This window comes from Winslowiella arboricola (genome assembly GCF_025527015.1).
GTDB lineage: Bacteria > Pseudomonadota > Gammaproteobacteria > Enterobacterales > Enterobacteriaceae > Erwinia > Erwinia arboricola.
In genome coordinates, this window is the sequence record NZ_JAODIM010000037.1 from 25,314 (window position 1) to 38,807 (window position 13,494).

At 53.3% G+C, this 13,494-nt stretch carries 10 protein-coding genes, 2 tRNA genes and 2 other RNA genes; 6 read left to right on the top strand and 8 right to left on the bottom strand.

Annotated features, from left to right (window positions below):
- Positions 1-205: 205 nt before the first annotated feature.
- Positions 206-2,251, top strand: a complete 2,046-nt coding sequence (locus N5923_RS04910) for an LTA synthase family protein (RefSeq protein ID WP_267143503.1) — start codon at positions 206-208, stop codon at positions 2,249-2,251.
- A gap of 39 nt (positions 2,252-2,290) precedes the next feature.
- Here the strand turns inward: N5923_RS04910 and aroG are convergent, their stop codons facing one another.
- Positions 2,291-3,343, bottom strand: a complete 1,053-nt coding sequence (aroG, locus tag N5923_RS04915; RefSeq protein ID WP_267143502.1) for a 3-deoxy-7-phosphoheptulonate synthase AroG — start codon at positions 3,341-3,343, stop codon at positions 2,291-2,293.
- Positions 3,344-3,639: 296 nt separating this feature from the next.
- Between aroG and N5923_RS04920 the strand changes: the two genes are divergently transcribed.
- From N5923_RS04920 to zitB, 4 genes are all read left to right on the top strand, one after another.
- On the top strand, positions 3,640-3,978 hold the full coding sequence (locus N5923_RS04920; RefSeq protein ID WP_267143501.1) for a YbgS-like family protein: 339 nt from the start codon (positions 3,640-3,642) through the stop codon (positions 3,976-3,978).
- Positions 3,979-4,074: 96 nt separating this feature from the next.
- The gene (locus N5923_RS04925; protein WP_267143500.1) at positions 4,075-4,668 is read left to right on the top strand and encodes a response regulator transcription factor; all 594 of its coding nucleotides are present in this window, start codon (positions 4,075-4,077) and stop codon (positions 4,666-4,668) included.
- Positions 4,650-7,775 (top strand): hybrid sensor histidine kinase/response regulator, encoded by a 3,126-nt coding sequence (locus N5923_RS04930; RefSeq protein ID WP_267143499.1) that lies wholly within the window; start codon positions 4,650-4,652, stop codon positions 7,773-7,775. The genes N5923_RS04925 and N5923_RS04930 overlap by 19 nt, the downstream gene beginning before the upstream one ends.
- On the top strand, positions 7,750-8,679 hold the full coding sequence (gene zitB, locus N5923_RS04935) for a CDF family zinc transporter ZitB (RefSeq protein WP_267143498.1): 930 nt from the start codon (positions 7,750-7,752) through the stop codon (positions 8,677-8,679). The genes N5923_RS04930 and zitB overlap by 26 nt, the downstream gene beginning before the upstream one ends.
- A 3-nt stretch (positions 8,680-8,682) precedes the next feature.
- On the opposite strand, the gene pnuC is transcribed toward zitB, so the two are convergent.
- From pnuC to N5923_RS04950, 3 genes are all read right to left on the bottom strand, one after another.
- Positions 8,683-9,399 carry a nicotinamide riboside transporter PnuC gene (gene pnuC / locus N5923_RS04940; protein WP_267143497.1) on the bottom strand — a complete coding sequence of 239 codons (717 nt, stop codon included), beginning with the start codon at positions 9,397-9,399 and terminating at the stop codon, positions 8,683-8,685.
- Positions 9,400-9,425: 26 nt separating this feature from the next.
- Positions 9,426-10,487: a quinolinate synthase NadA gene (nadA, locus tag N5923_RS04945; protein ID WP_267143496.1), complete on the bottom strand. Its 1,062-nt coding sequence runs from the start codon at positions 10,485-10,487 to the stop codon at positions 9,426-9,428.
- A gap of 155 nt (positions 10,488-10,642) precedes the next feature.
- Positions 10,643-11,140 carry a methylated-DNA--[protein]-cysteine S-methyltransferase gene (locus N5923_RS04950; RefSeq protein WP_267143495.1) on the bottom strand — a complete coding sequence of 166 codons (498 nt, stop codon included), beginning with the start codon at positions 11,138-11,140 and terminating at the stop codon, positions 10,643-10,645.
- A gap of 172 nt (positions 11,141-11,312) precedes the next feature.
- Between N5923_RS04950 and N5923_RS04955 the strand changes: the two genes are divergently transcribed.
- On the top strand, positions 11,313-12,764 hold the full coding sequence (locus N5923_RS04955) for an AlkA N-terminal domain-containing protein (protein WP_267143542.1): 1,452 nt from the start codon (positions 11,313-11,315) through the stop codon (positions 12,762-12,764).
- 114 nt (positions 12,765-12,878) lie between these two features.
- On the opposite strand, the gene N5923_RS04960 is transcribed toward N5923_RS04955, so the two are convergent.
- The 4 genes from N5923_RS04960 to N5923_RS04975 all read right to left on the bottom strand — a co-directional run bounded on the left by N5923_RS04960 (position 12,879) and on the right by N5923_RS04975 (position 13,375).
- Positions 12,879-13,006, bottom strand: a non-coding RNA gene (locus N5923_RS04960) — RtT sRNA.
- 45 nt (positions 13,007-13,051) lie between these two features.
- Positions 13,052-13,127 (bottom strand) — tRNA-Lys (locus N5923_RS04965).
- Between the two features lie 33 nt (positions 13,128-13,160).
- Positions 13,161-13,286, bottom strand: a non-coding RNA gene (locus N5923_RS04970) — RtT sRNA.
- A 13-nt stretch (positions 13,287-13,299) separates the two neighbouring features.
- Positions 13,300-13,375, bottom strand: a tRNA-Lys gene (locus tag N5923_RS04975).
- Positions 13,376-13,494: the final 119 nt, after the last annotated feature.

Sequence of the window (13,494 nt, forward strand, 5' to 3'; positions counted from 1 at the left end):
TTTCCCGGGTAATATATGCCAGTTCTGGCTGAGAGCGAATGCCGGTTTAATTTATATATTAAGAGGATTCCGCCAAAGGAAATATAACTGACAAATTGAATTAATTAATATTATTAAAGTTTCAAATAAAAAATAGCCCAGCTTATTCCCACCATACTGATGCCACGCCCTGCTGGTATCTGTTCCCTTTTATGAAGAAGGTGTTATGTGGTTTTTACGATTTCGGCAAATATTTACTGCCTTATTATTACCATGGTTAGTTGCTGTTGTTATCCAGTCTGGGGGAAGAATTTATCTGTTAATTGCCTATGGCTCATCAGACGCGCTGACTGGCTTTTCGCAGGATATAATGCGAATGTTCTGGACGGGAATGCTGTTTGATATTCGTATCGCCAGTTTGCTGTTCGTTCCTTGTTTATTGATCGCAGGGATTATTGCTTTAAACAACCGTGGATTTTATCTCTGGCAATCTTTCTGGCCCTGGCTGGCAACGTTTCTGAGTCTGGTCATCACTACTTTGACGGTAGTGAACGTTTTCTATTATGCCACCTTTGATCGCTTTATTGATATTTTTGTATTCGGTTTAGTTGAAGATGACACTATTGCAGTCTTAACTACCCTGTGGTCAGACTATCCGGTTATTCGGGTTCTGTTCTCCCTCAGCATATTCGCGGTGATGGTATTCTTTGCTTATCGTTATTGGCAACGCTGGCTTAATACCAGACAAGTACGTGACAGTAACTTGCCAGTATCCACCATCATAACGTTGACCATTCTGCTGGTCTGCCTGGCCGGTATGCGTGGTTCCCTCGGCACTTTTCCGCTGCGCCAGGATGATGCTCAGGTCTCAGAAATAAAACTGCTCAATATGCTGACACCCAACGGCCTGATTGCACTTGACTGGGCTTTTAAGGCTCATACAAAAAGTAACCATTTTGCGGAAGCTACCGATCAGGAAGGAGCCAGACTTTTAAGCCGTTTTCTGCAACGACCTGTTCCAGCCAGCCTGCAGCCGTTTATGGCTACAACCGATGTAAACCCGACTGCCAGAGAAAATCCTCCCCATGTGGTGCTGGCGGTAATGGAAAGTATGGGGTATGACCTTGCAAGCTACGACCGGAGCGATCGGGATTTATACGCTGCTCTGCGGCAACACTGGCAGTCAGACTGGCGCTTTGACCGTTTTATTTCCGAAGGTGATGGCACCATCGATAGCCTGAGCCGATTCTTTGTCCGCAGCCCGATGAGCACCATCAGTCAGTCCAGCGCGCAGACCACCGATTTTGCCAGTAATATGTTTAAACCCTTTCTCGCTAACGGTTATAAAATTATCTTTGTCACTTCCGGAAATGGTGCGTGGCATAATATTAACCAGTTCCTGCCCCGGTTAGGCGTGAGTGAATTTATAGAACAGAATGGATTAAAAAAACGCTATCCATCGGCTCAGACTGGCACATGGGGAGTGCCAGATGAATATATGTTCCGTTATATGGCAGAGCGCCTGGAAGAAGCCGACAAAAAAGGGGAACATATTTTTATTATGTCGATGTCAACCACTCATCATCCGCCCTACAGAACCCCGCCGGGTTATAATAAAACGGATTTTCATTTAACCGACACAGAGAAAAAACGTTTAAAAAACCTGGCATCTGGCGATGAGCTGCAAGAAGTTTTGAATACATTACGCTACAGTAACGATCAGTTAGGCCAGTTTATTAGCAGGGTTAAAGATAGTCACTCATCAGGATCGCACACTATTATCGCGGCCACTGGCGATCATAATATTCGCAGTATTGGCTATCCTGATCCTCAGGAGCGGGTTCTTGGTCATGCCGTTCCATTTTATATCTATGTTCCAATGAATTATCGTCATAACAGTTATTTTGATGCTAACAGAGTCGGCAGTCATAAAGATATCCTGCCAACGCTTTATCAGCTCAGCCTGTCAGAGACGGAATATTATCGTACGGGCTGCAATTTACTGGCAACGTCGTTGGATAACACCTGGTGCCAGGGTTATAACCCTGAGGTGGTAATCACTCCTGAAGGTGCCTGTATGCTGAAAGGGAAAACCGAATTCCGCCCATGGAAAACGCAGAATGGTTTGTTGTTGGGCACGGCTGCACCCATGAACTCAACACAGGAAAAACTGTGTCATCGCTGGGGTGCCTTTACCGATCTTTTGTGGTGGCAGTTAAACCGCCAGGTACAAAACGAAAGTAAAAAGACCAGGCGAGAATCAACCGGCTAAACAGTCCCCCTCCCATGGCAAGGGAGGGGGAACGGATAGTTAACCGCGACGCGCTTTCACCGCCGCCGCCAGCTGGCGCAGTACGTTTTCGGTGTCATCCCAGCCAATACAGGCGTCGGTCACACTTTTGCCGTACACCAGCGGTTCGCCACCGTCCAGATTCTGATTACCTTCGACCAGATGGCTCTCGATCATCACGCCAACGATCGCCTGCTCCCCACCGGCAATCTGTTGCGCCACATCATCCGACACCACCAGCTGTTTCTGGAACTGCTTGCTGCTGTTGGCGTGGCTGAAGTCGATCATCACCTGTGGCGCCAGGCCGGCTTTTTCCAGACCCGCTTTTACTGCGCTCACATGGTGTGCACTGTAGTTCGGCTCTTTGCCGCCACGCAGAATAATATGGCAATCGCCGTTACCGCTGGTCTCAACAATCGCCGAATGACCATATTTGGTGACAGACAGGAAGCAGTGCGGCGCGCTGGCAGCATTGATTGCGTCAATCGCCACTTTAATCGTGCCATCGGTGCCATTTTTAAAACCCACCGGGCAGGAAAGACCGGATGACAGTTCACGATGGACCTGCGATTCAGTGGTGCGCGCGCCAATTGCGCCCCAGCTCATCAGATCCGCCATATATTGCGGTGTGATCATATCGAGAAACTCACCGGCAGCAGGCAGGCCGCTGTCATTAATATCCAGCAGCAGCTTACGTGCAATACGCAGGCCATCGTTTATCTGGAAGCTGCCGTCCATATACGGGTCGTTAATCAGCCCTTTCCAGCCGACAGTGGTACGCGGCTTTTCAAAATAGACGCGCATCACCACTTCCAGCGAGTCGCTCAGCTCTTCGCGCAGCTTTAACAGCCGTGCGCCGTACTCCTTTGCCGCTTCGGTATCATGAATGGAGCAAGGTCCAATCACCACCAGCAAACGGTCATCCTTATTTTTAAGAATATTATGAATCGCCTGACGGGCGAGGGAGACGGTTTCAGCCGCTTTATCGGTTGCCGGAAATTTTTCAAGCAGTGCTACAGGAGGTAAAAGTTCTTTTATCTCTTTGATTCTTAAATCATCGTTCTGGTAATTCATAGTCTGTCCATTAAATTCTTTGCCCGGTGCGCACCGGGCACAACCTGACCAATTTAGCCTGTGTGCGTTGTGCTGTAAATCGACTTTCTCCCTGTGGACGACATCACAAGTTTGCATTTTCGGGGTTGTTTACTACACTTTTAAACGTTACCGCTTAAAAAATTGATTTTTACGCCATATCTGTTTGGCTTGTAATTATTAACCGATATTTTATTTCGGCTTTATTACGTATAGCACTGTAATTACCGTTTCAGGTTGAGTCAGACCATCAATTAATAATCAACAGGAGCATTACGATGAAAAAGTTTGCAATCGTTCTTTTCACCGCCGCAATGACGCTTGGTAGTGGTGCAGCAATGGCTGCATCAGGTAATAATGGTACTGCTAACCAGGCTGCTGACGCCGGCGCCAAAGCAGGCGATGCTAATCAGAATCTGGCGCCGAATAAAGTTGATAACTCGAAAATCAACACTGGCGGCACTACCAGCACTACGACCGATAACGGCAAACTGTCGGCGGATGAAGTACATAAAAATTCCCAGTGTAAAGACGGGAAATGTCCGGATGTTAACAAAAAAGTTGAAACCGGATCCGGGACTGACGTCAATACCAAAACTGATGGTACTACGCAGTAACCCGCCAAACTGGAGAGCTACGGCTCTCCTTTGATTTTGTTGCATCCCTGCCCCGCTTCGCTATGCTGAACATCCTGAATAGTGACGGAAATCACCATGGCCACTCTGCTGTTAATCGACGATCATCCCCTGGTTCAGGTTGCACTGGAAGCCGCTGTTAGTCGCTCACCGATTCCCCTCCAGCTTTACGCCGTCAGTAATGAACAGCAGGCACGCAATTATCTGCACAATCATCAGGTGGATTTAATTATCCTTGATATTGGCCTGCCGGACAGCGATGGCTTGCAACTGCTAAAACAACTGAAAAATCGTTATCCGCATCAGGCAGTACTGATCTATTCGGCTCAGGAGGAGAAGATGTATCTGCGCATGGCCGAAACTGCGGGTGCGGCAGGCTATATCGTCAAACGCCAGCCGATGGCGCAGCTACTGGCCGCTATCCTGGCGGTGCTGGGTGGACAACGCGCATTCCCGGCGCTGGATGCGTCTGACTTACCTGCCGGCGCCAGCCTGACCAGTAAAGAACAGCAGATCCTTGCGCTGCTGGCGCGTGGCTTATCGAATCTGCAAATTGCTGAACAGCTGCATATCAGCAATAAAACCGTCAGCACCCATAAAAAGAATATTCTCGATAAAACCGGCGCCACTTCCGTGCTGGATCTCGCTGCCGTGTGGAAAGCACAACAGTGAAACGCCTGTTGCTGCTGCTGTTGCTCACGATCAGTCTGAGTTCTCCTGCCGCTTATCGCGCAGTCAGCAGTATTGCGCTACCGCAGGAGATGATGCCCAACAGCGTAATGCGTCCCTGGCATGACAAACTGTTGCGCGTCGGCGTACTTCGCGACAACAGCTCACCCTGGAATATTGTGGTGGGTGGCGATCTGTATGGCATCAATGCCGACTATCTGGCGCTGTTAAGCCACAGCGCTGGCCTGCAGTTTGATATCGCCGGCTATCCCTCTTATGAAGCGATGTTGCAGGCGCTGCAACAGGGTCAGCTTGATCTGCTGTCTGGCGTTCCGCAGCATGCATTGCCAGCCGGCCTGTACGCCACTCAGCCATGGTACAGCACGCCACTGCGCATCTATCGCAACCGCAATAATCAGCGTCAGGTGATGTTTAATTCCGCTGATGCGCGTATTGCGATTAGCAAACAGACGCGGGCGCTGGTAAATCCCGGATTCGCCCACCAGCATCAGTGGCTCACCCTCGACAGCGATCTGCAGGCGCTGTACACCCTGCTAAATCAGCAAAGCGATTATGTCGTCGCCGATGAAACCAGCGCCGGATTTCTGCTGACGCAGCTGCAGCAGGGGCAGATCTACCAGCTGGAATCCCCCCTCGAACCGGGCCAGCTCAATTTGCAGGCGGTCACCGGTGATGCGGCACTGGCCGCCGCGCTGGATTCGACCCTGCGTCAGCTGCCGATGGATGTGGTTAACGAGATTCAGGGACGCTGGAGCAGTCAGCTACCGCGTTACTTCGATACCAATACCGCACGCCTGACCAGTATGGAGCGCCAGTGGATTACGCAGCATCCGACGATTGACTATGCTGCGCTGGCTGACGACTATCCGTGGAGCTATCGTGGCGCTAATGGTGAGGCCAGCGGCTACAGCGTCGAGTTACTGAATGCCATCGGCCAGAACACCGGCCTGCGCTTCCGGCCGCGCTGGGTGGAGAACGCGCAACAAGCGGGGAGCCTGCTAAGCCAGACGCGTCCCATGCTGCAACTGATGCTGCCGCTGACCGGTAATGACAATATGCAGGGCAATACGCTGCCGGTGTGGCGTGCGCTTTGGGGTGTCTATACAGGCAATATGTCAAAAGCGGTAGTCAGCTGGCAGGATTTGCAGGGCATGCGCATCGGTGTGCGGCGTGGCGATCTGGGTCGTCATCTGATTCCGGCGACGCTGAATATCAGTCAGTTCGATAACGGCAAAACGCTGTATGACGCGCTGGCTAATGGTCAGCTGGACGCGGTGGTGGATAATGTTTTGTCGGCGCGCTGGCTGATCCAGACGCGCTATAACGACATTATTCATCTGGCGTTTGCCGCCAGCGATACCGCCTGGCCGATTGCGATGGGCGTCAGCAACGGCCAGCCGCTGCTGCGATCAATCCTCAATAAAGGACTACAGCAGATCCCACCGGATACCCAGCAGCGTATGCGTGAAAACTGGAGTAATAATCCTCAGCTGGCGAGTCGTGATGATGGCAATATGCGGCCGATTTCGCTGTTTATGTTTATCGCCGCCCTGTTTGCCATCGCCTTCCTGCTGATTCTGCTGATCCGCCGCTATATGCAACAGCGCCGTGATCTGCGCCAGCGGCGTCAGCTGGAGCAGCAACGCGAAGAAGCGGAGCGCGCTAATCAGATGAAGAGCCAGTTTCTCGCTACCGTCAGCCATGAATTACGTACGCCGATGCAGGCGATCCTTGGCCTGCTGGAAATTGAGGTCGCCCGCCAGCCGCAGCCTGGAAATCTGGCAGTGATCCATAGCAGCGCCGCCTCATTACTGACACTGTTAAACGATCTGCAGGATCACGCCCGTATCGAGAGCAACACCTTTACTCTGCGCCCGCATGCGGTTGATCTGCATCAGTGGCTGATGCATCTGGCCGATTTTTACCATCCGCTAATGCGCACTGATGGCCCCAAATTTCAGGTCAGCGCCCTGTCGCCACTGCCAGCGAGCGTGATGATCGACAGTGAACGGCTGCAACAGATAGCCAATAACTTAATTGCTAATGCGATTAAATTTACCCGCACGGGCGAAATTCGTCTGACGCTGGCACAGCAGGATCAGCAGCTCTGTATGCAGGTCAGCGACAGCGGTAGCGGCATTCCCGCTGACGAACAGGCGCGACTGTTTGAACCCTGGTATCAGACACCGTCGGGTAAAACGCTGTCGGTTCAGGGCAGCGGGCTGGGTTTATCGATCTGCCGCGAAATCGTCAACCGTATGGGCGGCACTATCGAACTACAATCGACACCCGGTCGCGGCACCCGGGTGACGGTGATGCTGCCATTGATCGCCACCGATAGCGCAGCGCTCGCGGCAGAGACGCGGCCCGCCAGCGATCGGCTGTCATTACGCGCGCTGCGGGTGGCGATTGTTGATGACCACCCGACGAATCTGCTGGTGATGCAGCAGCAGCTGGCTTATTTAGGGATTGAGGCCGCCACCTTTGATCACGGTCGCGCGCTGCTGCGTGCGGCCGCGCAACAGCCGTTCGATGTGATATTTATTGATTACTCGATGCCACACCCGAACGGTATTACGGTGGCGCGCATTCTGCGCCGTCGCCAGCGCCAGCAGACAATGCCGCAGACGCTGGTGCTCTGCTCTGCGGATACTCAATCTGCCCAACCCTGCGCCGATGCCTTTCTGTTAAAACCCGTGGCGCTCAGCGCGATTGAGACGGTGTTGCAGCGCCATCAGCAGGCGCCGTTCAGCGATCTGGATAACCGCATTCAGCGTCTCGCCAGTTTTCAGCCCGACTACAGTCAACGAATTGTCAGCACCTTAACCCGGGCGCTGCACGATGATATGGCGGCGCTGGCGCTGGCCCGACAGCAGCAGCAGTGGCAACAGGTGGAACAGATCGCCCATCGCTGCAAAGGCAGCTGGCTGCTGCTGGCCTATCCGCAGGGCGAAATTCTGTGTCAGGCGATAATTGAGCAGGCAAAACTGCACAACGATAGCCCGTCAGAGTGGAATTTATTGGTATCATTAACCGAGAAACTATTAAAAAATCTGGATAATTATGGCGCATCAACACAATCACACTGAAGGCAATAGCAACCGTAAGCGCCTGCTGGCGGCGTTTACCGTTACCGCACTGTTTATGGTGGCCGAAGTGGCTGGCGGTATTCTGTCGGGTTCACTGGCGCTGCTGGCCGATGCCGGACATATGCTGACCGATGCCGCCGCCCTGCTGATGGCACTGCTGGCGGTACAGTTTTCCCGGCGTAAACCCAATGGTCGCCATACCTTTGGCCTGCTGCGTCTTACCACGCTGGCGGCGTTTGTTAATGCGCTGGCGCTGCTGGTGATTACCGCGCTGATTGTCTGGGAGGCGATACGGCGTTTCTGGCAGCCACAGCCGGTGGCTGGCGGTCTGATGCTGGGAATTGCCATCGCGGGCCTGCTGGCGAATGTGCTGTCGTTCTGGTTGTTGCATCGCGGTAGCGAAGAGAAAAACCTTAATGTGCGCGCGGCGGCGCTGCATGTGATGGGGGATCTGCTGGGTTCGGTAGGGGCGATTGTCGCTGCGCTGATTATTCTGTTTACCGGCTGGACGCCCATCGACCCGATACTTTCGATGCTGGTATCGATTCTGGTATTACGCAGCGCCTGGGCACTGATGCGCGAGAGTTTTCACGAACTGCTGGAGGGCACACCCGGTTCGGTTAATGTGGAGAAGCTGACGCGCGATTTAACCCTGAGTATTGCCGAAGTACGCAATGTGCATCACGTTCACGTCTGGCAGGTAGGAGAGAAGCCCGTGATGACCCTGCATGTGCAGGTTGTCCCGCCCTATGACCATGACGGGCTGCTGCATCGCATTCACGACCACCTGCATCAGCGCTATCAGATTGCCCATGCGACGGTACAGATGGAGTATCAGCGTTGTGATGATGGTGACTGCGAACTGGGTATCGCCAGCAGTCAGCACCACCATCACCACCATTAACGTTTAAGAGAGCGCGCGTGAACCCTGTTCGCGGGCGCTTTTAATCCACAACCAGCACCCGTTCAGCGCAATTAACGTCAGCAGCATATACTCCAGCGACATCGCATATACGCCCTGACGGGCAAAGATGGTGACGCTAATTACATTAATAATCACCCAAAGCAGCCAGTTCTCGACGTATTTGCGCGTCATCAGAATCATCGCCACAATCGACAGCACCATCATGCACGAATCCCAGAACGGGAACGCATCCGGTTGCAGTTCTGGCATCGCCACCGCAAAGCCGAAGGCCTGCATGACCGACACAGCAATCTCAGTCAGGAAAGCAAATACCGGATCGATAAATAGCGTCATCAGCGCAATCGCCACTACCGTGCCTGCACCCCAGCCAATCGCCTTAGGCAGCGGTAACCAGCGAATTTTCAGCTGCGCCTGATGGTCGGCGGTCTGCCGGCTCCAGGCATACCAGCCGTAAATATTGGCGACAAAGAAGAACAGCTGCAATAACAGACTGGCATACAGCTGGATCTGGAAGAAAATCACCGCAAACAACGAGACATTAATCAGACCAAACAGGTAGTTAATAATCTTCTCTTTACTCGCCAGCCAGATACACAGCAGGCCAGCAACGGTGCCGATCGCTTCAATCCACGACAGATCATAACCACCTGCGCCGATCGGAATATGCACCAGAATGTTACTTGTACTAAAGAAATCCATATCAGCACCTTGTCGTAAGGGAAGCGTCAGGCATTGCCTTTGACGTTAAGTTTCAGCTCTGCTGCAAAAGATAGCATACGATTCAAAGGGATCAATGCGGCCTGACGTAAACTCTCGTCGACATGGATCTCATGCTGCTGACCGCCCTGCTCCAGCCCGTCAGCAATCGCTTTCAGTCCGTTCATCGCCATCCACGGACAGTGCGCACAACTACGACAGGTAGCGCCTTCACCGGCGGTCGGCGCTTCCAGTAACTCTTTATCCGGACAGGCCTGCTGCATTTTATAAAAGATGCCGCGATCGGTAGCGACAATCATCTGTGGATGCGGCAGGGTTTTCGCCGCCTGAATCAGCTGGCTGGTAGAGCCTACCGCATCGGCCAGATCGACAATCGCCTGCGGCGACTCAGGATGCACCAGTACCGCCGCCTGCGGATAAAGCGCTTTCATCCGTTGCAGTGCCTGAGTTTTAAACTCGTCATGCACGATGCAGGCCGCCTGCCAGCAAATCACATCTGCACGGGTCTGCTGCGTCACATAGCGGCCAAGATGGCGGTCCGGCGCCCAGATAATCTTCTCGCCAAGGCTGTCGAGGTGTTCAATCAGTTCCACGGCGATGCTGGAGGTCACCACCCAGTCGGCACGCGCTTTGACTGCCGCCGAGGTATTGGCATACACCACTACCGTGCGATCCGGGTGCTGATCGCAGAACTGAGTAAACTCTTCGATCGGACAGCCAAGATCCAGTGAACACTCCGCCTGTAGCGTCGGCATCAGCACGGTTTTTTCCGGGCTGAGGATCTTCGCTGTCTCGCCCATAAACCGCACACCAGCCACCAGCAGCGTGCTGGCAGGATGGTTGCTGCCAAAGCGCGCCATCTCCAGCGAGTCGGAGACGCAGCCACCGGTCTCTTCCGCCAGCGACTGGATTTCCGGGTCGGTGTAATAGTGAGCCACCATCACTGCATCACGCTCTTTCAGCAGACGCTTGATCTTCTCCCGGTAGAACTGTTTTTCATCAACAGAGAGCCGGGCGGGTTTTGGCGGGAACGGATACACAGCATTTTCAGCATCGAACATCAGGCTCATAGCAGCAGTCTCGTTTCTTCGACTTAACGTATCTGGCAAAATATCACTGTTTCATCCGCTATATGGCTGCGGGTGTTTTATATGCTAAACACGATAGCGAAAATGTTTCCGGCTGTCGCTGGTTTTTTATGATTAAGCACAGGATGTGATGTAGATCATTCCACTGGCTGCGCTTTACCCGCTTCGATATCGAGTAAAAAGGCTTTGGTCGACAGCCCACCAGCAAAACCGGTGAGCTTGCCATTGGCGCCGATCACCCGATGACAGGGCGCGACAATCGAGATCGGGTTCTTACCGTTAGCCGCGCCGACGGCACGTACCGCTGTTGGATGACCAATCTGCCGGGCTATTTCGCCGTAACTGCGGGTTTCGCCAAAAGGAATCGCCACCAGCGCCGCCCAGACCTTTTTCTGGAACTCGGTACCGACAAAATCCAGCGGCAGATCGAAACGCTGCAAGGTTCCGGCAAAATAGCGCTGAAGCTGACGTTCGGTTTCCAGCAGAATCGGATGCTGGTTATTTTCAGTCAGTGGCGGCAGGCGCACACGTAGCGGGTTATCATTTTCCCACAGAATCGCCGCCAGCCCTTTATCGCTTGCGATCAGTGTCAGGGTCCCGACCGGTGAAGTGAATAATTTACAGTAGTAAGACATGATATAGCCTCCGTAATATCCCATAACTCTCACGCGTATTATCGCTGATTGATCGCCCGTGACTGGCTGTTTTCGGACATCAGGTTAAAATAGTTTGATGTCCGATAATGGCCAGTTTGCCAGCTCACGCAGACATAAACTGATTACCTCAGCTGATCACCAGGAAATCTGCATCATGGATAATAATGCCGCTTATCAGGCGCTCACCTCGCGTGATGCGCGTTTCGACGGCGTATTTTTTGTCGGCGTCACCTCCACCGGTATCTACTGCCGCCCAATCTGCCCGGTGAAAGCGCCACAACAGAAAAACTGCCTGTTTTTTGACAGCGTGGAAGCTGCAGAAAAAGCATCATTTCGTCCCTGTCTGCGCTGTCGGCCTGAGCTGGCTCCCGGCAATGCGCCGGTGGATAGCGCGCACCGTATTGCCGATCTGCTGGTACAGCGTATTGATGAAGGACTCACCTCCGAAGCGGAGAGTCTGGAGCAGATCGCCAGTCAGTTTGGCATCAGTTCACGCCAGCTACGGCGTATTGTGCAGAAAGAACTGGGGGTATCGCCGGTTGAGATCCGACAGACCCGTCGTCTGCTGCTGGCCAAACAGTTACTGACGGAGACGCGGCTGCCGGTCACCGAGGTTGCTTTTGCCAGCGGTTTTAGCAGCCTGCGCCGTTTTAATGATGCTTTTAATGCGCAATATCGCCTGTCTCCCAGTCGTCTGCGCAAAGAGGCGGCGGATGACAGTCACCCTTTTATGGCAAGCGAAACCTCGACCTTACAACTGAGCTACCGCCCACCCTATGACTGGCAGGCGATGCTGGCGTTTCTCAGCATGCGTGCGATTAAGGGCGTGGAACATATCAGCGAAAATAGTTATGCCCGTACGGTGCGTCTGGGCAGCTGTACGGGCTGGGTTCGCGTCACACATGCCGCAGCAAAATCGGCGCTGATGGTCGAATTCACCCATTCGCTGACGCCGGTGTTACCGGTGCTGCTGCGCCGCCTGCGTAATTTGTTCGATCTCAGCGCGCGGCCGGACCTGATTGCCAGCCATCTGGGACTGGACCCACTGTTTCACCACAGCCTCAGTGTTAATCCGGGTCTGCGCGTTGCCGGCGCGTTTGATGGCTTTGAAATGGCGGTGCGCGCCATTCTCGGCCAGCAAATCACCGTTAAAGCGGCCACCACCATTGCCTGTCGCTTTGCCGATGCTTTTGGTGAAAAGATTGAGACGCCTTTTCCACAGCTAAGCCGACTGTCGCCGCTGGCAACGCGCGTCTGTGAAGCCAGCCTTGATGATATTGCCAGCCTTGGCATCGTCAGTGCGCGCTCACGCTGCATTCTGGCAATGGCGCAGGCTTGTGCTTCAGGAGAATTGCGGCTGGAGGCTGGCAGTGAGCCAGAAAAAGCGATTGCTCAGCTGGTGACCTTGCCAGGTATCGGCCCGTGGACCGCCAACTATATTGCAATGCGTGCGCTACGCTGGCCGGATGCCTTTCCAAAAGAGGATATTGCGGTGCGCAATAACCTGGGTGGCGTCAGCGCAAAGCAGGCAGAGCTGATGTCACAGGCGTGGCGCCCGTGGCGCAGTTATGCGGTGATCCATATCTGGAAGAATATGTCTTAATGGCACGGGCGGCGAGAACGCCGCCCCTACGTTCAGGTCGATGTAGGGGCGGCGTTTTCGCCGCCCGCTGGCCCAGAAACAACTAAAGCGCCAGAAGGCGCTTTAGTTTTGAATTGGTGGGTCGTGCAGGATGACTCGGCCTGTGGCCTCGCCCTTCGGGCCGTTGCCGCAGGCAACGTTGTCTCGCTTGCGCTCGACCCGAACCTGCAGCAGGTTCGAACCCCACACGAATTAAGTTGCGATGCCCAGAAACAACTAAAGCGCCAGAAGGCGCTTTAGTTTTGAATTGGTGGGTCGTGCAGGATTCGAACCTGCGACCAATTGATTAAAAGTCAACTGCTCTACCAACTGAGCTAACGACCCGCTGATGCGGTTACAACATTTAATTCTTCTAAGTGCTGGGTCGTGCAGGATGACTCGGCCTGTGGCCTCGCCCTTCGGGCCGTTGCCGGAGGCAACGTTGTCTCGCTTGCGCTCGACCCGAACCTTTACGGTTCTCATCCTTCACGATTTAACACCGGGTACTGCTTTAAAGTGGTGGGTCGTGCAGGATTCGAACCTGCGACCAATTGATTAAAAGTCAACTGCTCTACCAACTGAGCTAACGACCCACTTTCAGGCTGTCAGAGCGCATTCACTAATGCCCTGTCAACGGCGGCATATATTACTGATTTGAATTTTCAGCGCAACCACTATTTAGCAATAAGTTGTTCAACTGCTTACCTTTCAC

Excerpts from the sequence above, each read along its gene's own strand:
- pnuC (WP_267143497.1), bottom strand. The coding sequence starts at position 9,399 with ATGGATTTCTTTAGTACAAGTAACATTCTGGTGCATATTCCGATCGGC.
- nadA (WP_267143496.1), bottom strand. The coding sequence starts at position 10,487 with ATGAGCCTGATGTTCGATGCTGAAAATGCTGTGTATCCGTTCCCGCCA.
- N5923_RS04910 (WP_267143503.1), top strand. The coding sequence starts at position 206 with ATGTGGTTTTTACGATTTCGGCAAATATTTACTGCCTTATTATTACCA.
- N5923_RS04925 (WP_267143500.1), top strand. The coding sequence starts at position 4,075 with ATGGCCACTCTGCTGTTAATCGACGATCATCCCCTGGTTCAGGTTGCA.
- zitB (WP_267143498.1), top strand. The coding sequence starts at position 7,750 with ATGGCGCATCAACACAATCACACTGAAGGCAATAGCAACCGTAAGCGC.
- aroG (WP_267143502.1), bottom strand. The coding sequence starts at position 3,343 with ATGAATTACCAGAACGATGATTTAAGAATCAAAGAGATAAAAGAACTT.
- N5923_RS04920 (WP_267143501.1), top strand. The coding sequence starts at position 3,640 with ATGAAAAAGTTTGCAATCGTTCTTTTCACCGCCGCAATGACGCTTGGT.
- N5923_RS04950 (WP_267143495.1), bottom strand. The coding sequence starts at position 11,140 with ATGTCTTACTACTGTAAATTATTCACTTCACCGGTCGGGACCCTGACA.